Genomic DNA, 20722 nt, shown 5'->3' with positions numbered 1-20722 from the left:
GGCCATTTGCGGGGCTATAGCATACGAAACCGTTCAAGCTGATCCCACAGCCCCTCACGCCGGAGGATTTCCTCCTGCTTCGGTCCCATCAGGTCGAAGTGGGGAAAAGGCTGGCGGTTATGAATATATTGCGGCGGAAGACCGTTCTTCCTGCACCACTCCCTCAGGCGGGGGAGATCACTGCACCCGACCTTGGTCACAGTGGTGATGTCAGGAAAACGCTTGTCCAGCCAGTAATGCGTAAGGAACGCGATTTCACCAGCGGAGACTGCTTGCTTCCAGCGGGCTAGTTCTGCTCTGTTAATGCCAAAGGCCATAGCTGTCATCATCCTTATTGATCATAGTGAATTGATTATATACAAGAATATAAGATATTTCCGGAAAGGGGAGAAGAACATGAACGGGCAAGTTAGAGCAGATATCCGCCCCGGACTTCAGGTTGATATTGTACTGAAGCAGGATCAGGCGACCGGCAAACTCACACATGGTGCGGTTAAAGACATTCTGACCAATTCGCCCCGCCATCCGCACGGAATCAAAGTGCGGCTGACTGACGGACAGGTAGGACGGGTCAAGAACATTACAGGCTAAGCAGTATACAGAAGAATGAAGAAGCGCCGCGAGCCGGGGCGGCTGTGTCCCTTGGGCAGCCGCCAGGGTAAGAGGCGCTTTTTGATTTGCGTACAGGATCATGAGCCCTGCTTAGCGGCCCATGAATTCCTCTACATACTGGTCTGCCTTGGTCTGATTACATAAATTGCAGGCGCAGACACAGTTGTCCGGCGTAGTGTGCCCGCCCTTGGCACGGGGCAGCAGATGGTCAATGGTATCCCCGTATAAGCCGCAGAAATAGCAGATATACTGGTCCCGGGTCAGAATATAGGCGCGGAAATCCTTATTGCTGTATAAGCGGCGGATCGTACGGCGGTTCACGACAACTGCGGCATGCTCCCGGACAAGCGTTACCGCAAGCGCAAGATCGATCTCCTGATGCCAGCGCCGGCCTTTGTCGCTGTGCCCGCGCATCAGAATCATACCCTTGCCTGAAGGGATGAGCGCAGAGGCATCCTGGGGATCGGGCTTCGGTCCGCGCTGCTGGGGGATCGTGCGTCCCGTTTCTGCACTGCGCGGACGGGCCTTGCCCTTGAGGCCGGAGGTACCCGGGCTGCCGCGGCCTTCCTTGGCACGTTCGGGCAAGGAAGGCTGCCGGACCGGGGCAGCAGGCGGTTTGACAGCTCCGGAGCCCGCTGCAGAGATCGAGACCAGTGTCTTATCCCGCTTGGCAGTCCCCGTACCGGGCGGACGCTCCGGCAGTGCGGGTGCCGCACTTGCACGCAGCGGCGCAGCCGCAGGCCCCGCTTCGCGTAGCTTGCGGCATTCCCGGCAGGCTCCGCGACGGGAGATTCCCTTGGAGCGCTTGCCTGTGCGTCTGCGGAATTCGGAGAGCGGCTTAAGCTGATGGCAATAGGCACATTGTTTGGATGGAGGAAGAATAGTTTCAGTCATAAGTATACTTGGCAGGACGGCACTCAGCCGCAACTGTCCAATCCCTTCTGTATTTTGAAATAGCAACTTATTTACGGTAGACCGCCATGTGATTTCATTGATTTGATAATAGTATAGCTTAAAGCACAGGTATTCACACAGCAGGCGCCAAAAGGCGTTAATCTCCCGGGCTGTGACATCCTTCTTCGCAGTCTTGAGGAAAAACCCGTAAACTCGCAAAGTAAGGCCGTAAAGCGATGATGAGGCTTGTACAGGAATACAATAATTATGAACCAGAGAGGAGGAAGCTGAATGACCGTTAGTGAAAAAAAGCCCGGGGCCGTAAGACTGCTGTTTGTGCTTCAGGCATTCTTAGGCCTTGGAGCTGTCGCCGGAGGGCTGCTCCTGCTCGCCGATCCCAGTGGTGAGATGATTGGAATGCCGGCTTCCATACTGGAAAGATCGCCGTTTGACAGTTATGCAATTCCCGGCATTCTGCTGCTGGTCATTTTTGGGCTGCTGCCGCTAATGGTGCTCTATGGTCTTTTTAAGCAGCCTGAGTGGTCTTGGGGCTATGCGCTGACCCCGTTTAAGGCGCTGCATGTAGCATGGAGCTTCTCGCTTTATGTCGGCTTTGGGCAGATTATCTGGATTATGGTGCAGACGTATATGATGGATACAGTCAGTATTGTTCATGTTTTCTACATGTCTCTGGGCATGCTGGTTCAGATCGTTACGCTGCTGCCTGCGGTACAGAGATATTTTATGCTGGACGGCCGTTCTGAAAGAAGTTAGAATGACAGTGAACATAAAAGGGCTTTCATTTGGGCCGCGGGAGTGAACCGGAAGTGACTACCATATATGATATTGCCAAAAGAACCGGCTATTCACCAACCACGGTGTCCAAGGCGTTCAATAACTACTCTGACGTGCGGGAGAAGACGCGGCAGGAAATACTGCGTACCGCCCAGGAAATGGGATATCTTCCCAATGCGCATGCGCGTACACTGACGACCAAGAAATCCTGGACGATCGGTGTGCTGTTTGTGGAGAACACGGGAGCGGGAATCCGCCATCCTTTCTTCAGTGCAGTTATTGAGAGCTTCAAGCAGGTTGCCGTAGCCAAGGGTTACGCCCTCATGTTTATCTCGAAGGATGTCGGCGGCAAGCAGAGCGGATATCTGGAGAACTGCCGGATTCGCGGAGTCGATGGGGTTGTGGTGTTCCTTTCCGATTATGAGGACCCTTATTTCCGGGAGCTTCTGGAGAGTGATATTCCTACAGTGGTTCTCGATTTCGAAACGGCGTTGTCGCATACGGTCTGCTCGGATAATATGACTGGTGCACTGCAGGCAGTGGAATATCTGGTTTCGCTCGGACACCGCAGAATTGCCCATATTTCGGGAGGCGGGAATACGTATCCGGGACAACAGCGGGAGCTGGGGTATAGAACGGCGATGGAGCAGCAGGGTCTTGAGGTGCCGGACGAATATGTTGCCGAGGGAGCATTCTACTCTCTGGAGAACGGCTACGGCGCAATGAAGTCTTTGCTTGAGCTGCCGGAACGGCCGACGGCTGTTTTTGCTTCAGGTGACTTGCTTGCACTGGGTGCCGTGATGGCTGCCAAGGATCAGGGCCTGTCTGTACCGGAGGATATTTCAGTCATGGGTTATGATGATATTGAGCTTGCCGGATATGTTACACCTGCGCTGACCACTGTCCGCCAGAACACGGAGCTGCTGGGTACCCGGGCGGCGGAGCTTTTACTGGCTTCGGTGAACGGCCCGCGTACAAATCAGGAGGCGCTAGTTCTGCCTGTAGAGATCATCGTCAGAGATTCCTGTGCACCGCCGGGCAAGAGATAAAAATGCGTTCAACCGGGAATGCATTTTTTTTAGGCAGAATCGAAACCGGTTTCGATTTCTTTCGTTTTTATTCCGTTTTTAAATTATGAAGGAGTGAACCACATGCTAACCGTCCAAACCGTAGTAACCGCCAAAGATACAGCAGATCGTCTGAGCTCCAGGCAAGGTATTCAGTTCAAGGCAGGAATCCCCGGTACAACAGCAGATATACTGCTGCAGCCGGAGCAGGAGTTTCAAACAATTATTGGTTTTGGCGGCGCTTTCACTGAAGCGGCTGCGTATACCTTGTCCCGGATGAGTCCGGAGAAACGGGCGGAGGTCATCCGGCGTTATTTTCACCCTGTGGACGGGCTGAATTACAGTATGGGCCGCGTGCATATTCACAGCTGTGACTTCGCGCTCGGCAACTATACCTATGTGCAGGATGAGGATACGGAGCTTGCGACCTTCGATATTTCGCATGATCACCAGTGGGTCCTGCCGCTCATTAAGGATGCTATGGAGGTCAAAGGCGGGCCCTTCACGATGCTGGCTTCGCCTTGGAGCCCGCCGGCCTGGATGAAAACGAACGGGGAGATGAATAACGGCGGTTCGCTGAAGCCGGAATATGCTGCAGTCTGGGCGCGCTATTATACCAAATTCATCGAGGCTTACCGCAAAGAGGGCGTTCCGGTCTGGGCGGTATCGGTGCAGAATGAGCCGGCGGCAGTGCAGACCTGGGACTCCTGTGTATACACTGCTGAAGAAGAACGCGATTTCGTCAAAAACCACCTCGGCCCTGTAATGCGTGAGGCCGGAATGGAGGATGTGAACATCATCATCTGGGATCACAACCGCGATATTATGATTGAGCGTGTGACTCCGATTCTGTCCGATCCGGAAGCAGCGCAGTATGTATGGGGGACCGGAATCCACTGGTACGGCGGCGAGGAGTTCGACAAAGTGGAGAAGGTGCATGAGCTTTTCCCGGATAAGCATGTGCTCTTCACCGAAGGCTGCCAGGAAGGCGGAGTGCGTCTGGGGGAATGGTTCACGGGTGAGCGCTACGGCCGGAATATGATCGGCGATCTGAATGCCTGGACAGAGGGGTATCTGGACTGGAATCTGGTGCTGGATGAGACGGGCGGACCGAACCACGTGGGGAATCTTTGTGATGCTCCGGTGATTGCGGATACGACTACGGACGAGGTTCACTATAACAGCTCGTATTATTACATCGGGCATTTCAGCAAATTTATTGCTCCGGGTGCTGTGCGGATCGGACTGCAGTCGGCTGCCGAAGGCGTGCTGTCAGCGGCGTTCCGCAATCCGGATGGCAGTATCGCTGTTGTACTGATGAATGAAGGCGAAGCAGAACGCTCCCTGACGCTTGGCTTCGGCGGTGAAATCGCTGAGTGCACATTGCCGGCACATTCCATTGCCACACATCTGATTTCGCAAGGTTAAGCCAGCTGGAAGCAGACCTTGAGAAGATGAACAGAAACGAAGCGGATGGATTCAAAACAGAGTACGAAAGCGTTTATCAACATACTTTTAGGAGGACTTAAGCATGAGCCATTATTATTTCGATTCAGGTAAATTTGTCATAGAGCAGTTCCACGAAGGCAAACCGTTCGCCAGCTTCCTGCCCGGACTTGCCGGATTGAAGGGGATCCCGATATGGACGTTCTACGTGAACCGGGGTCAAGCAATCAGCAGCTTCGGAGTACGGGACAAAAATTCGCCGATTATGGAGTTCTCTCCAGCCAATATTTCGTATAAGAATGTAGCCTCCACCGGATTCCGCACCTTCATCAAGTTGAAGGGTACAGCAGAAATCTATGAGCCGTTCCAGTCGGCACGCCCTGACCCGGCGGCCAAGCGGATCATGACGATCCTGCCGAATGGACTGACCATTGAGGAGTCACATGCAGGACATGGGCTGAAGACGACGGTGCACTACTTCAACCTGCCGGGTGATGATTATGCCGCGCTGATCCGGCAGGTGGAGATCGAGAATATCAGCGGGATAGCGCTGGAGCTGGAGCTGCTGGACGGTCTTCCGGAGGTTCTTCCCTTCGGCGTAGCGAACGGGGGCTACAAAGAGATGGGCAACCTGCTGCGCAGCTGGATGGATGTGTATAACCTGGAGAACGGAATTCCGTTCTACAAGCTGCGCTCCAGCACGAATGACGATGCGGAAATGAGCCTGATTGAGAGCGGGCACTTCTATCTCTCCTCCACAACGGAAGGAGAACAGCTGTATCCGGTCGTAGATTATGAAGTAATCTTCGGCGGGAATACTTCGCTGACGTATCCGGACCGCTTCGCGGAGCTTCCGCTCGCGGAGCTGCTTGCACAGGCCCAATATCCGGCCAACAAGGTGCCGTGCGGCTTCAGCGGCGCATCCAGAACACTTGCACCGGGAGCTTCGCTGAAGCTGAATACGATCATTGGACATGTAAATGATATTGCCAGAATTAATCATCGGGCGGCTGAACTCTGCCGGGAAGATTATTTTACCGCCAAGGCACAGGAAGCGGCCAGTTTGACCGAGGATTTAACGGCGGATATTGCTACACATACCTCCTCGCCGCTGTTCGATGCTTATTGCCGCCAGTCTTATCTCGACAACTTCCTGCGCGGGGGCTATCCGTTTATTTTTGATAACGGCGGTGAAGGCTTCGTTGTACATCTATACTCGCGCAAGCATGGCGATATGGAACGGGATTATAACTTCTTCTCGCTGGCGCCTGAATACTATTCGCAGGGCAACGGCAATTTCCGTGATATGAACCAGAACCGGCGCAGCGATGTGTTCTTCCACCCGAAGGTGGGCAGCTTCAACATCAAGATGTTCTATAGTCTGATTCAGGCTGACGGCTATAATCCGCTAAGCGTGCAGGGTACCAGCTTTGAAATTCTGCCGGGTGAGGGAGAGAAGCTTACAGCATGGGTTGCCGGGGCGCTTGCGGAGCATCATGCCGGATTTGAGCGGCTGCTGGCCGGACGCTTCACACCAGGGAGCCTGATTAACTACATTGCGGATCACAATATTGCTTTGAACATTAGTGAGCAGGAATTCCTCAGCGGTGTGCTTGCCCTGTCACAGCAGAACATTGAAGCCGCCTTCGGAGAAGGCTTCTGGTCCGATCACTGGACCTACAATCTTGATCTGGTGGAAGGTTACCTGGATATTTATCCGGAACGGCAGGAGGCGCTGCTGTTCGGGGACGAGACTTATACGTTCTATGACAGCCCGGCTTATGTGCTGCCGCGCAGCGAGAAATATGTAATCAGCGGCGGGCGGGTGCGGCAATTCGGGGCACTGCTGGAGGATGAAGAGAAGCTGCACAAGCTGAAGCGCAAGGCCAGCGATACCCAGTGGCTGCGCACACAAGGCGGCCACGGGGAGATCTACCGGACCAGCCTGTTTGTGAAGATGCTGTCGCTTGCCATGAACAAATTTGCCACGCTTGATCCTTACGGCATGGGTGTAGAGATGGAGGGCAACAAGCCGGGCTGGAATGATGCCATGAACGGGCTGCCGGGACTGGTCGGGTCCGGAATGAGCGAGACCTTTGAACTCAAGCGGATGCTTGTGTTCATGCTGGAAGCGCTGGAGAACGGCGCGGATCTTCCTTCAGCAGTAGCGCTTCCGTTAGAGATGGCTTCGCTGCTTGAGCAGGTGAACCGTGCTGTAACTGAAGTGCTTGACGGCTCACTGGCCCAATTCCCGTATTGGGACCGCGTAGCTTCGGCGCGCGAGGCTTACCGGGCAGAGATCCGCTTCGGAATTACAGGCGAGACTGCGGAAATCTCCCTTGGGGTCATCCGTGAGGCAATGGGCAAATGGCTGCGTAAGGTGGATGAGGGGATTGAGCGTGCGGTAGGGATTGGCGGCGGACTGGTTCCGACCTATTTCCGCTTTGAGGCAACACGGTTCCAGCCTGTAACGGATGAAGCCGGAGAGCCGGTCATCAGCGGCTACGGGCTGCCGAAGGCTCTGGTCGAAGAGTTCGAAGCTGCTGCTCTGCCGTATTTCCTGGAAGGCCCTGCCCGCTGGCTCAAAACGCTGGATAGCAAGGAAACCGCCAAGGGAATCTACAGCAAAGTGAAACAGAGCGGGCTCTTTGATCCGGTTACATCGATGTACCGGACTTCAGTGTCGCTGGAAGAGGAATCGCATGAGATCGGGCGCATCCGGGCCTTCACACCGGGCTGGCAGGAGCGGGAGTCCAACTTCCTGCACATGTCGTACAAATATTTGCTTGAGCTGCTGAAAGCGGGGCTGTACGACGAATTCTACAGCGAGCTGAAGACCTCGCTGATTCCGTTCCTTGACCCTGAGGTCTACGGTCGCAGTACACTGGAGAATTCCTCGTTCATCTCAACAGGCGGCAATCCGGATCCTGCAACGCATGGCAGGGGTTTTGTTGCCCGTCTGAGCGGCTCTACGGCGGAGTTTCTGAGCATGTGGAGAACGATGATGGCCGGCAGCCGTCTGTTCTCTGTGGAAGACGGCGAGTTAACACTGCAGTTGAATCCGGCCCTTCCCGGCTGGCTGTTTGATGAGCAGGGCAACCTGTCCTTCACCCTGCTGGGCGGTACGGAAGTGACGTATTATAATCCGCGTCATGCTGATACCTTCGGCGGCAGCAAGGCGATCATTCAGAATCTGGCGCTGCAATTCCGTAGCGGTGAGGAACGCCTGATTGCCGGCGGTCTGCTGCGCGGAGGGGATGCCGAGGCATTGCGGCGCGGAGAGATTGCCGCAATCCGTGCGGTAATGGAATAATTAGAGTCTATATAGATTGAACTTAAAAATTATACGGATAGGGAAAGGTGGCGGAGGAGAATTTTGGAACTGAAGGAGCGACAGCGTCCGCCTTTGTCTGCGGATTTCCACCGCGAAACAGCGGGTTAAATTCAAGAAATTTGTAGACAACAGCGGCCGGAGGGACAAATATTCTTTGGAGTCACGGCAATCCCATAATAGCAAAAATACAAGTTCAATCTATATATTCATTCAAGTTAATAAAGGTACAGCAAGGAGGCCCGGCTGGGCCTCCTTTTGATTGCCCGGGGTTAGGTGGATTAGAGTTAGTGCCCCTGAATCCGCCAGAAGTGGGCGATATGGGGGAATGAGGGGCAGAAGTGCCCCTGAATCCGCCGGAAGTGGGCGATAGGGAGGAATGAGGGGCAGAAGTGCCCCTGAATCCGCCGGAAGTGGGCGATAGAGTGAAATGAGGGGCAGAAGTGCCCCTGAATCCGCCGGAAGTGGGCGATATGGAGGAATGAGGGGCAGAAGTGCCCCTGAATCCGCCAGAAGTGGGCGATATGCTGGAATGAGGGGCAGAAGTGCCCCTGAATCCGCCGGAAGTGGGCGATATGGAGGAATGAGGGGCAGAAGTGCCCCTGAATCCGCCGGACGTGGGCGGAATGAGCACCCCCGAGGGATAAGTAGCTTTGGATTTGTTCCAAACGGGCAGAGTAGCACTCACCCATGCATGCGCGGAAGGGGTTTGGAAAGGGAAGAGAGAATAGCTGCCGGAAGTTCAGGGCTTCCGGCAGCCATCACCGATGGCGGTTGAGTTATCGAGCCAAGCCGAAAAATGAGACCCCAAATACGAAATCTGGGACCTTACGCCCAAATACTAAAACGCATACAATAAGTACATAGAGATGAAAACGCTTCACACATTAAAGTTGGGGATTTTGGAGGTCCATACGATGGAGAACAAACAAAGCACCAAACCAAATCCGGTAATGGGGCCGCTCATTCCGGCGTCAATCGAAACCGGTTCAGTTCGCAAAAATACGCTCTGGAGGAAATTTGTAGCCCAGCGTCATCTGCAGACCATGGCGCTGCTTGGTGTAGTATGGATGATCATATTCAACTACATCCCGATCTACGGCTTGATTATTTCTTTCAAGGAATATAATATCGTCAAGTCGATTGCCGAAGCCCCTTGGGTGGGTCTGGAGCATTTCAGGGAATTGTTCGCAGATGAGGAGCTGCCGAATGTTATCCGCAACACGCTCGGGATCAGCTTGATCAAGCTGCTTATCGGGTTCCCGCTGCCGATCATATTCGCCCTGTTCCTCAATGAGGTCCGTTCCATCAGATTCAAGAAGACAATTCAGACGATCTCCTATCTGCCGCATTTTCTCTCCTGGGTTGTGCTTGGCGGCATTCTGGCCACCTGGCTCGCGGATATAGGGATTATCAATAATATTCTGCTTGCCCTCAATCTGATTGACAAGCCGATCACTTACCTGGCTGAACCGAGTTACTTCTGGACGATAATCATCACCTCCGACATTTGGAAGGAGCTAGGCTGGTCAGCGATTATCTACCTCGCGGCGATTGCCGGTGTGTCTCCGGAAATGTATGAAGCAGCAACGATTGACGGCGCAGGACGTTTCCAGAAAATGTGGTTTGTTACTCTGCCGGCCATCCGGGCCACGATCAGCATCCTGTTCGTTCTGGCAGTCAGCGGCGTACTGAACTCGAACTTCGACCAGATTCTGGTGCTGCGGAATTCGCTTAACGACAGTACTTCCAATGTAATTGATTACTATATCTATCAGACAGGTATTGTCTCCAACCGCTTCTCCTATTCTGCGGCGGTCACCCTGGTCAAAGCAGTCATTGCACTGATTCTGCTGCTGATTGCCAATCAGGTATCCAAAAAAATCAACGACACGTCGCTGTTCTAGGACAAGGAGGACCTATATATGTTTGCTCTTAAACGTAAAACCAAAGGCGAAGCGATTTTTGATATCGTAAACAATCTGGTTATGCTCTGCGTCTGCTTCCTGACGCTGTATCCGATCTGGTATGTGCTCGTCAACGCTTTCAATGACGGCAATGACGCCATGCTGGGCGGGATTTACTGGTGGCCGCGGATGTTCACGCTGAAGAACTTCGATGCAGTATTTGCAAGTCCGGGGATTATGCTGGCGATGGGGGTTACCGTACTCAAGACAGTCCTTGGTGTGGCTCTGCATGTATTCTTTACAGCGATGGTAGCTTATGCCTTGTCCCGTAAGGATCTGGTTGGCGGCAAGCTCTACATTCTGATCGGCACCATTACATTGTTCTTTAACGGCGGCCTGATCCCAACCTTCCTGCTGATGCGTGATCTGCATTTACTCGATAACTTCATGGTCTTCATCATTCCTGTCATGTTCAGCTTCTTCGATCTTATTATCTTCATGACCTTCTTCCGGGAGATCCCTGACGGTCTGGAAGAAGCGGCGCGGATTGACGGAGCCAATGACTGGTCCATCTTACTGCGGATCGTGCTTCCGGTCTCCATGCCGGTTATTGCCACCATCGCGCTGTTCCACGGCGTGTATCAATGGAATGATTATTTTGCCGGCATCATCTATGTGAACAATGTGGACCTTCAGCCGATTCAGACCTATCTGTTCCGGGTCGTGGCCCAGTCCAGCTCCAATACGATGATGGTTGCTGTCCAGGGCAGCGCGGCCACAAGGTCGGTAACCTCCCAGTCCATCAAGCTGGCAACCATGGTTGTCACAACGCTGCCAATCGTGTTCGTCTATCCGTTCCTGCAGCGATATTTCGTGAAAGGCATGATGATCGGCTCCATCAAAGGCTGAGCATCTGCGAACCACAGGGTAACTCCTCCGGAGCCCATTGTCTTGCGGGCAGCGGGGTTGAGCTTATAATTACTATTTTCTAGAAAAGGGGTAAACAAGCATGGGCATGAAACATAAGCCAAAGAAAATGGTCCTGCTGCTCTTGGGACTAATGCTGACATTCTCTGCAGCGGGTTGTTCAAGCAATAATAATGCCGCAAACGGAAATACAGCAACGGAGAAGCCGGCTACGGAAGCTACAGAGGCACCGGCAACCAATGCAACAGAAACGACAGCTCCTGCAGCAACAGGCGATGAGCCAGGCTGGATGAGCGACACTTCACCAATCACCTTCGACTGGTATCTGAACTTTGCCTGGTTTGCCAACAAATGGGGCGTAGATCCAACTTCGCAATATGTTACGAAAAAGACCGGCGTTAACGTTAACTTTATCGTGCCTGCAGGGAATGAGAATGAGAAGCTGAACACGCTGATTGCTTCCGGCAAGCTGCCTGACTTCATCACCCTCGGTTACTGGGAAGATGCCATCAAAAAAATGGTAGAAGGCGAATTGGTGCTTCCGCTGAACAAGCTGGCTGATGAATACGACCCTTACTTCTACAAAGTTTCCGATAAAGATAAGCTTGGCTGGTACACTCAGCCGGACGGCAATGTATACGGCTATCCTAACTCTTCCTCTTCTCCAGCCGACTATGAAAAATATGGCGATACCTATGTATCGAACCAGACGTTCGCAGTCCGCAAGGATATTTATGAAGCCATCGGCAGTCCGGATATGCGTACCCCTGAAGGCTTCCTCGCTGCGCTGAAGACAGCACAGGAGAAATTCCCTGAAGTCAACGGCCAGCCGCTGATTCCACTGGGTCTGCATGAGTTCACTGAGAACGGCAATGACTCGCTGGAAGGCTACATTCAGAACTTCCTGGCGATTCCTTGGGAAAAAGACGGCAAGGTATATGACCGTGAAACCGATCCTGAATATGTACGCTGGATGAAGACACTCCGCCAGGCTAACCAGGACGGACTCTTGGCAAAAGATATCTTCATTGACAAACGGGCACAAATGGAAGAAAAGATCGTACAGGGACGCTACTTCGCAATGCTGTATCAACGTACAGACTTTGCTTCCCAGCAAGGAACTATTTTCCAGAAGAATCCTGAGATGGTCTACATTGCTGTAGATGGACCAGCCAATACCAAAATGGATCAGCCAACACTGAATGGACCTGGGATCTCCGGCTGGACGGTTACCCTGATCTCCAAGGATGTTAAGGATAAAGCACGCGCAATTAAATTCCTCAGCTACCTGAACAGTGAAGAAGGCCAAAAGGATCTTTTCCTGGGCGAAAAAGGGGTCAGCTATGATACAATTGAGGGCAAGGACCAATTCCTCCCTGAAGCCCTTAAGCTGATGAACTCGGACCGTGCAGCATTTGATAAGCAATACGGCTCTTCGTTCACCTTCTGGATGATGCAGAATACGAATATTACCGACCAGTGGGCACCAAAATCCGTTGAGCCGTTCAAACAACTGGAAGACTGGACCCGCGGAAAATCTATTAATACTTCGGAATTCCAGCTGATTGATCCTAGCGGTAACTCGCCGGAAGGCATCATCGCCACCAAGCTGAAACAGCTGCGCGGCAAAACCATGCCGAAGCTGCTGATGGCTGAATCCGATGCGGAATTCGATAAGATCTGGTCTGAATATCTCACTAAAAAAGAGAAGGAAGGTCAAGCGACCTTCGATGCATACCGCCAGACTAAATATGAAGAGAACAAGAAAAAACTTGGAATGTAGTCTTCAATATAAGACCCAATTGCCCGCTAACCGCGGGCTTTTGGGTTATTTTCTAGTAACGGGATCTAAAAGGCTCCAGCCATTAACGGAGAGGTGAATATGCGCAAACGAACAGGAGCATTATGGAATTCCTTCCGTTATTGGCTCGGACGGAGATCACTGCAAAGCCGGCTGGTTGTGGCTTATATCTTCATTATTCTGGGACCCAGTCTGCTGGTGTCCTTCTATTCGTACAAGGCCATTAACAATACGTATATGCAGGATGCGATCGAGAAGAACGACTATCTGCTGCAGATGGAGAAGCTGCATGTACTCAATCAGATTGAGGCGATGGAGCGGGCGCTCCAGATGGCGTATAGTGATAAAATTACCCGGGAGTATCTGATCAGCGAAAGTGATCCTACACTCGGCGAGCTGATTGATTACAACACAACCAGCTTTATGAACCTCAGCCAGATCCAGTTCAATAATCCGAATATTGAGCATTTGTACCTGTATTCCAGCAGTAAAAATGTATATGAGATGTGGCCGGTTATTTTCCGTGAGTCCCGGGTCTCCATGGAGCCCTGGTTTCAGAAGGCATTGGAGCTGGAGGGATTGCGGAATCTGTGGTCCTTTCAGAACTCAGATATTGACCTGATGAAGCGCTTCTCGGGCGAAGCAGAGCAGGGACAACCGAAGGTATCGGTGCTGCGGGAGATCAGCATTCCGGCCGGTAATCACATCGGGATGGTTCAGGTAGATATGCTGCTGAGTAAATTCACACCCAAGACGTATACCTCCGTGCAGGATAATGAATCCCAGATGATTCTTGCAGATGATGAGCTGAACCTGTTCACCAGGACAGACCACTCTTTTCTGGAGAATAATAAGGGGCTAACTGCGGCAATCAAAGACCGGCTGGCAGAGTTCGGGAAGACCGGTAAATGGGTGATGGATTATAAGGAGAACGGGAACTCCTTCATGCTAATTCAGGCGCCGCTGGAGCAGATCAATGCTTCTCTGGTCACTGTGGTCTCGATGAAAGGTGTGATGATGGATATTTCGCGTACCCGTAATCTGATTATCGGGGTTAATATCGGCTTTATCTTCCTGGTTACTGCCATTGCTTACGTGCTGAATGCATTCATCCTGAAGAATCTCCGCCGGCTGACTGAAACGATGAAGAGAGTCCGACGGGGGGAGCCATATGGAAGTATCCGCGTCAGCGGAGGCGGCGAGGTCGGCGAGCTTGCCCATCACTTCTCCAAGCTGATGAACACAATTAATACGCTGGTGGCTCAGGCTGTCCATAAACAGGCGCTGTCGAAGGAAGCTGAGCTGCGGACGCTGCATAATCAGATTGATGCCCACTTCCTCTACAATACACTGGAGAATATCAAAATGCTGGCGGAGATTGAGAATCAGCGGACGATCTCGGATGCGCTTACCCGGCTTGGCGGCATGATGCGCTATAATTTCAAATGGACAGGTGAATATGTGAAGCTGAAGGATGAGATCCGCCATATCCAGAACTATATAGAGGTTATGAATATAAGATTCGAGCATACCATTGGGCTGGAGCTTAATATTGACAGCGCTTATCTGGAAGTGGAGGTGCTCAAAATGTCGCTGCAGCCGATTGTTGAGAACAGTGTTAAGCATGCCTGGAATGCGGACGGGATAGAGCTCACGGACCGTGTTGTGCGGATCGATATTACGGAGGCCGAAGGGGATATCTTCATCTCGCTGCGCGATAATGGCCTCGGGCTGACGCAGCAGCAGTTGACCCAACTGCATGAGGCGATTTATGCCAAGGAGGAACCGGGGGCTGACCCTTCGGGAACCAGCAACGGAGGGTATAAGTCGGGAGGCGTCGGACTGCGCAATGTGCATCAGCGTTTGCAGCTGTTCTACGGTGAAGCTTACGGGCTGGAAGTGCAGAGTGAAGCAGGGAAATGGACAACTGTGTTCATGTCACTGCCCAAAGTTCTATTGACGGGGGATAACTAGCTATGACCAATCTGCTGATCGTGGATGATGAAAAAATGATCCGTCAAGGTCTGAAGGCGATGATCGAACGGGAATATCCGTCTGTCTACAGCATCACGATGGCGGGCAACGGTGCGGAAGCGCTGGAGCTGTACAAGCAGGAGCGGAAGGATATCATTATTACGGATATCCGGATGCCGATTATGGACGGGATCACGCTGCTGGAACGGTTGTCGGTGGAAGCAGGCAAGGAGGAGCCGCCTGCTGTCATTATCTTAAGCGGCCATGATGATTTCGAATATGCCAAAAGCGCGATCCGCTACCGCGTGAAGGATTATCTGCTGAAGCCGATCCGCCGCGAAGAGCTGTTCGAGATTCTCGAACGGATCGGCAAGGAGGGAATGGACCGCCAGTCGAGCAGCCTGCGGCAGAAGCAGGAGGCGGAAGGCTACCGCCGTGAGCTGCGGGTTGCCCGCCTGCGGGGGTTTTTGATGCAGCGGGAGATTGAAGCATCGGCGGCGCAGCTGGAGGAGCTGTTGACGCTGCAGATTCCTTTTACAGTAGGCGTAGTCAATTATTATCACCGGGACGGCGCGCGGATGAATCACGGAGAGGTCCAGGGCGTGCTGGAGCGGCTGATCGGACCGCTGGAGCATAAATTTACGGAAATTCTGACCGATTGGGACGGGAAGCTTGTACTTGTGGGGAATGTGGAGAGCTTCCTGGAGCTGTCTGGTAAGGCTGATGCCAAAGAGCTTAAGCGGCTGCTCATCGGTATAAGCAGTGAGAGCCGGAGTCCGGAGCAGTTCCGTGCTTGTTACATGGAGGCGTACCGGGCGCTGCAGTATACTTTTTTGTCCCCGCAGGCCAGCTTTGTCGACTATAAGGATATCCGCGCCGGGCGCCTGAGTTTCCCTTCCCCGGAGGAGGAGCTGCGCAAGCTGCTTAATATGCTGGGAACCGAGCGGGAGAAGGAGATCAAGACGCTGCTTGGTGTTATTTTTCAGACGGATCATTTGCTGCATCTGGATTTGGATTACCTGGAGAATGTAGGGCGGAGTATAAATGAACGGGTGCTGGATGAGGTGTTCCGTGTGCATGGAGAGGCTTCGGTGGAAGTGCTGAAGCTGTACCGCGCGGTCGGCAACTTGTATAATTTCAGCAATTTCCACGACTATTACCGGGCACTGGAGCATTTGCTCCTTAGTGTGAACGATTATATTATAGGAATAAGATCTGCGCATACCGAGCATGCGGACATGGAAGAAGCGCTGGCGTATATCGAAGCGAATTATGCCCGTCCGCTGAATATGGCTATGGTCAGCAATTATGTCTCGCTCAATTATTCATATTTCAGTGAAGCCTTCAAGGCGTACACCGGGGAGAACTTTGTGCTGTATCTCAAAAAAGTCCGCATCCGCCACGCCAAGGAGCTGCTGGCCGATAATTCCGTCAAGCTGGCCGGGGTCTCTGAGGCTGTGGGTTTTGAGAACAGCAAGCAATTCGCGCGTGTCTTTAAGGAACTGGAGGGTATCTCTCCCGGTGAGTATCGGACGAAGCAGCTGATGGAGCGTTATTCAGGCCAGACGGAGGATAAGGATTCTTAGCGTGCTTACGAGTCTATGGGCTAGGACAGCGGATTAACGGTATGAATATGAACATGGGATGATCAGAATACTGGAGGCAACGGAATGGAAGAAGTACAAGGAGCATTGATTACTGTAGATACACTTGCCGCCGACTTCCGTAAGCTGGGCGTGCGTGAAGGGATGACATTGCTGCTGCATTCGTCCTTTAAATCTCTGGGACAATGGGTTGCCGGCGGTCCGGTTGCCGTTATTCTGGCGCTGGAGACGGTGCTGGGTGAAGAAGGAACGCTCGTTATGCCGACGCATTCCTCGGATCTGACCGATCCGTCAGGCTGGAGCAAACCTCCGGTGCCGGAGGCCTGGTGGCCGGGCATCCGGGAGCATATGCCTGCTTATGATCCGGACTTGACCCCTCTTAGAGGGATGGGGGTTATTCCCGACTGCTTCCGCAAGCAGCAGGGGGTGCGGCGCAGCAGCCACCCGATTGATTCTTTTGCGGCATGGGGGAAGCACCGGGATGTCATAATTGACGGGCATAGTTTGGAGTATGCCTTCGGCGAGTACTCTCCGCTGGCCCGGATGTATGAGCTGGGAGGAAGCGTACTGCTGCTTGGTGTGGACAGTCTCAATAACACCTCACTGCATCTGGCGGAATACCGGGCAGACTATGCCGGGAAACAGGAAGTCATGGCTGCAGCGCCGGTGATGGTGGACGGAGTCAGACAATGGGTGGAATTTAGTGATTACAACTGGAATTCGGATGATTTTGCGGAGCTGGGCGTGGACTTTGGCCGGGAGACTGGACGTATTGCCAGCGGACGGGTTGCCGCATCTGCAGCACAGCTGATTCCGCAACGGGAGATTGTAGATTACGCGGTGCAGTGGCTGGAACGCAAGCGCACGTAAGAGGTGCGGAGGCGTAATTGATTATGGATAGAGCAAGAGAGCTATCGTCTTGAGGGGAGCAGGGCTTCATGACTACTACAACGGTGTACATTACCCGGCACGGGCAGACGGAATGGAACGTACAGAAGCGGATGCAGGGTCATCAGGATTCAGAGCTTACGCCGCTGGGCGTCCAGCAGGCAGAATGGCTAAGCCGGAGCATGCAGCAGGTGGAGCTGGACGCGGTGTACGCGAGCTCTAGTCCCCGGGCGCTGCGGACGGCGGAGATTATCATGGGAGAGCGGGACTTGCCGCTTACGGCCTGCGATGAATTCAAGGAGATCGGCATGGGAGTCTGGGAAGGCCGTGATTCCGCAGAGCTGCAGCTTCAGTATCCGGAGCAGCATCAGTTCTTCTGGGGCGACCCGGAGCAGTTCAGTGTAGCGGGCAGCGAGACCTTCACAGCGGTACAGGAGCGTGCGCTGGGCAAGCTGCGTGAGATCGTAGATCTTCAAGCAGGCGGTACAGTGCTCATTGTGACGCATACGGTAGTAATTAAGGTGCTTATGGCATATTACGAAGGCCGGGCGATGAACAAGCTCTGGGATCTGCCTTACATCTATCCTACCTGTCTGTGCAGAATTGATATCACGGACGGTGTGGCCGAGATTGTGCTTCACGGCGATACCAGCCATTATGAGACCAGTGAGGGCGGGATGGAATCCTGATCACTGGCAAGCCAAGCCGTAATATTCATAAGAGAGACAGGGCGATGTGCATGACGGCATCGCCTGTTTGACGTGTTGCGCCGCCCGCTTCCTGCGGCTTCGCAGGGGAAGCCGCAGCTGCTTGCGCTGCGCTGCCCGTAGCTCCGTCCAGACTGATGAATTGCTGTACAAATTACAACAATTTGCTTCTGGTCAGCAGCTATTCTGCAAAATCTTGCAGAAAGTGCAACAACCTAGCTCTGACGGGCACCAAACCGGCAGAAATCCTGCAAAAAGTGCAACAATGCGCTTCGGAAGGCCCCTTCTGCGCTAAAATTCTGCAGAAAGTGCAACATTTTACTTCCAGCCCACACGAAATTAAAGTGCCCGCCCGCCGGGAGTCCAAGCATTTCACACAGTTTCGATTGCGGCCCAGCCCGTGATTATAAAAAACAGAGTTCAATCTACACAGGCACATTGCCCGTTAGGGTAACTTCACTCTTCGGACGCGTGCTCTGTTCAATCACGGATAGGTCGCCGTCCAGTGCCTTCAGTCCGGGTAAGCGCAGCGCCACACCTGCATACAACGCCGGAAGAATTCCAGCAGCGAACAAAAGAACTTGCATCCCATAGAGCTCAGCGACCGCTCCGCCTGCCAGGGCACCGAGCGGTGACAGGCTCCCGCCAATCAGGAACCGGACCGAGTTCACCCGCCCCTGCAGATAGCCGGGAACCAGCCGTCCATGCAGGGAGGAGCTTAAGGAACCGAAGAAAGGTCCCAGCAGTCCAGCGGCGAATACCGCAAATAGGGCAAAGGGATAGCTGGGGATGAACCCCCACACTATAGTGACGATACCCGATAAGCCCAGGCTGCCGAGCATCACGATGCGCCGTTTCGTGATCTCGCCCATCAGGGAGATCACGCCCAGCCCGGTTAAGTATCCGAGCGCAGAGGCCGTGGACAGTGAACCTACTGCCGCCGCATCCCGGTGCAGCACCTCGCGGACATAAGGGACCATCATGGTCCACACGGCAATGGAGCTCAGATTGCTGACGGCGGCCATCATCATAATCGTCAGCATGGCGGGGAACTGCCGGTAGAACGAGAAGCCTTCCGCTACCTCCCGCAGATAGAGGGCTATCGAGAAGCTGCCGGCAGGGGCTGCTGCCGGCTTACCCATGCGGGGCAAGAGCAGTAGAGTGGCTATCGCTGCCGTATAACAAACGGCATTGATGCCGAGCGCCGGCAAGGCCCCGCTGGCTGCGGTCAACACGCCGGCGAGAGCCGGGCCCAGGAGTGCGGCGGCACCCTTGCAGCCGTCGATGATTGCAAAGGCGCGCATCAGCTTGCTAGTGCTTGTGATGCCGGGAATCACGGCCATTGCGGTTGGCATGAACAAGGCGGAGCAGGCTCCGCTGAGACTGGCGGCAGCGAACAAATGCCACAGCTGCAGATGGCCGGCCAGCCCCATGCCCAGCGGCAGCAGGAGGGCCAGCAAGCGCAGAGAGGCGAGGCAGGCCATGAACCGGACGCGGGGCAGCCGGTCAGACAAGGGTGAGCCGAGCAGGCGGAGTGCCTGTTCCGGAATCATGGAGCTGAGGGCAAGTGCACCCATAGCCAGCTTGGAGCCAGTCAGCTCATAGACAAGCCATTCCATTGCCAGCAGTCCAAAGGCATCGCCGAAGGCACTCAAGGAAATCGTGGATAATAACCCGTAATAGCTGCGTTTCTGCATAGAACTCACCCCTCCAGATATTCCCCGATTCGTCCGGGCAGGCCGTTCAAAGCCTCAAGGCGCAGGCTGTAGGACGTGCTTTTGCTGGTAGTATGAACAATGACCAGACCCGCCGCCCGCAGTGCGATCAGATGGTAGTGGATCGTGCTTTTGGACAGGCCAACCTCCTTCACAATCTCAGTGAAATTCAGCTGTCTGCCTGTCAGCAGGCGGAGAATATAGAGCCGCGTCTCATCCGACAGCGCCCGGGTAAGCCGCAGCAGTGCCGGCGCAGGCCGGCCTTTTTCCGGAGGAAGAATATCACAGGAATAGCTGGTGAACATAAATTCATCAAAAAGTGTGGAGGTTACGAGAGGCCGGGCATGATATTGCGGGGTAATAATGACCTGCTTCAGGGTTTCTGAAGGGTATAGCCGCATGCCTGCTGTGGCCGTCTCGTACACCTCCATATCATTCGTGCCGTTCAGCAGCGCCGCCCTTGCCGCAGCCTCCTGCTGCAGCCCTTCCATAATGGCCGGATCAATGCTGCTGAAATACCCTGTATCCCAAGCTCTGATGACCTCAGCGGCAGAGCCTCGCAGCTCGGCCAGGTTAGAGGGGACGGTCTGCCCGAAGCGGCCGGCAATCTCATACAGCTCACCCGGGGAGAGAGCTTCGAACCAGTCCAGGAACCTCTTGACTGTGCGTTCTTCCTCCGGACAGCTCCATATGTAAGGAGACAGACTGAAGTTATCGGTGAGCTTCAGTACTGCTTTCATTTTCTGGAGCATTACAGGGGCGAACCGGGTCTGCACCTCGCGAATCCAGGAGATTCCAGCGTCCATAGCATTGTGATTCTGCTTCCCGATAAAAGCATTCAAGCTGGAGATGCACTCATAGACTGGCGCGAAATCGACCGTTACTTTGTAATCCATAGGGGGTACCTGCTTTCTGGAGAAGTGATATTACGGCAGCGGTATAATGAACAGGTAATAACTATTTTCGATTTAGTTCTATGAATATAGAACAAACTTATTGTTTTATAATAAACGAACATATTTGTGTTTGCAAGGGCTGACTTCACGAGCCTCCA

At 53.5% G+C, this 20722-nt stretch carries 16 protein-coding genes; 12 read left to right on the top strand and 4 right to left on the bottom strand.

What is annotated here, in order from left to right; all coding sequences use genetic code 11:
- Window positions 1–14 precede the first annotated feature (14 nt).
- A complete protein-coding gene (locus MKZ24_RS02260; protein ID WP_039310552.1) occupies window positions 15–317 on the bottom strand; it encodes a hypothetical protein in 303 nt (100 codons plus the stop codon).
- A gap of 79 nt (window positions 318–396) precedes the next feature.
- Here MKZ24_RS02260 and MKZ24_RS02255 point away from each other — a divergent pair, with 79 nt between their 5' ends.
- Entirely contained in the window at window positions 397–591 is a 195-nt protein-coding gene (locus tag MKZ24_RS02255; RefSeq protein ID WP_042133109.1) for a YwbE family protein, read from the top strand.
- A 111-nt stretch (window positions 592–702) separates the two neighbouring features.
- Here the strand turns inward: MKZ24_RS02255 and MKZ24_RS02250 are convergent, their stop codons facing one another.
- Window positions 703–1539, bottom strand: coding sequence for an HNH endonuclease (locus MKZ24_RS02250; RefSeq protein ID WP_340781174.1), 837 nt, complete (start codon window positions 1537–1539; stop codon window positions 703–705).
- 258 nt (window positions 1540–1797) lie between these two features.
- Between MKZ24_RS02250 and MKZ24_RS02245 the strand changes: the two genes are divergently transcribed.
- From MKZ24_RS02245 to MKZ24_RS02195, 11 genes are all read left to right on the top strand, one after another.
- Window positions 1798–2280, top strand: coding sequence for a hypothetical protein (locus MKZ24_RS02245; protein WP_340781173.1), 483 nt, complete (start codon window positions 1798–1800; stop codon window positions 2278–2280).
- 53 nt (window positions 2281–2333) lie between these two features.
- Complete coding sequence (locus MKZ24_RS02240) at window positions 2334–3350, top strand: LacI family DNA-binding transcriptional regulator (RefSeq protein WP_042241392.1); 1017 nt, start codon at window positions 2334–2336, stop codon at window positions 3348–3350.
- Between the two features lie 102 nt (window positions 3351–3452).
- Entirely contained in the window at window positions 3453–4796 is a 1344-nt protein-coding gene (locus tag MKZ24_RS02235) for a glycoside hydrolase family 30 protein (protein WP_042232119.1), read from the top strand.
- Between the two features lie 103 nt (window positions 4797–4899).
- Window positions 4900–8127 carry a cellobiose phosphorylase gene (locus MKZ24_RS02230; RefSeq protein ID WP_340781171.1) on the top strand — a complete coding sequence of 1076 codons (3228 nt, stop codon included), beginning with the start codon at window positions 4900–4902 and terminating at the stop codon, window positions 8125–8127.
- 935 nt (window positions 8128–9062) lie between these two features.
- Window positions 9063–10052 (top strand): ABC transporter permease, encoded by a 990-nt coding sequence (locus tag MKZ24_RS02225; RefSeq protein ID WP_340781169.1) that lies wholly within the window; start codon window positions 9063–9065, stop codon window positions 10050–10052.
- Window positions 10053–10070: 18 nt separating this feature from the next.
- Complete coding sequence (locus MKZ24_RS02220; RefSeq protein ID WP_039309712.1) at window positions 10071–10961, top strand: carbohydrate ABC transporter permease; 891 nt, start codon at window positions 10071–10073, stop codon at window positions 10959–10961.
- Between the two features lie 100 nt (window positions 10962–11061).
- Window positions 11062–12762, top strand: coding sequence for an extracellular solute-binding protein (locus MKZ24_RS02215; protein ID WP_042232126.1), 1701 nt, complete (start codon window positions 11062–11064; stop codon window positions 12760–12762).
- A gap of 99 nt (window positions 12763–12861) precedes the next feature.
- Window positions 12862–14754, top strand: coding sequence for a cache domain-containing sensor histidine kinase (locus MKZ24_RS02210; protein WP_340781167.1), 1893 nt, complete (start codon window positions 12862–12864; stop codon window positions 14752–14754).
- A 2-nt stretch (window positions 14755–14756) separates the two neighbouring features.
- Window positions 14757–16340 (top strand): response regulator, encoded by a 1584-nt coding sequence (locus MKZ24_RS02205; protein ID WP_042232130.1) that lies wholly within the window; start codon window positions 14757–14759, stop codon window positions 16338–16340.
- Between the two features lie 84 nt (window positions 16341–16424).
- The gene (locus tag MKZ24_RS02200) at window positions 16425–17228 is read left to right on the top strand and encodes an aminoglycoside N(3)-acetyltransferase (protein ID WP_340781165.1); all 804 of its coding nucleotides are present in this window, start codon (window positions 16425–16427) and stop codon (window positions 17226–17228) included.
- A 68-nt stretch (window positions 17229–17296) separates the two neighbouring features.
- Window positions 17297–17935, top strand: coding sequence for a histidine phosphatase family protein (locus tag MKZ24_RS02195; protein WP_042232134.1), 639 nt, complete (start codon window positions 17297–17299; stop codon window positions 17933–17935).
- 443 nt (window positions 17936–18378) lie between these two features.
- Here MKZ24_RS02195 and MKZ24_RS02190 read toward each other — a convergent pair whose 3' ends face one another.
- The gene (locus MKZ24_RS02190) at window positions 18379–19650 is read right to left on the bottom strand and encodes an MFS transporter (protein WP_340781164.1); all 1272 of its coding nucleotides are present in this window, start codon (window positions 19648–19650) and stop codon (window positions 18379–18381) included.
- Window positions 19651–19655: 5 nt separating this feature from the next.
- Window positions 19656–20564: an ArsR/SmtB family transcription factor gene (locus MKZ24_RS02185; protein ID WP_042232138.1), complete on the bottom strand. Its 909-nt coding sequence runs from the start codon at window positions 20562–20564 to the stop codon at window positions 19656–19658.
- Window positions 20565–20722: the final 158 nt, after the last annotated feature.

Source organism: Paenibacillus sp. FSL R7-0297 (assembly GCF_038009025.1).
Lineage (GTDB): Bacteria > Bacillota > Bacilli > Paenibacillales > Paenibacillaceae > Paenibacillus_AQ.
The sequence above is the reverse complement of the archived record's forward strand: the minus strand, read 5'-3'. Positions and strand labels throughout refer to the sequence as shown.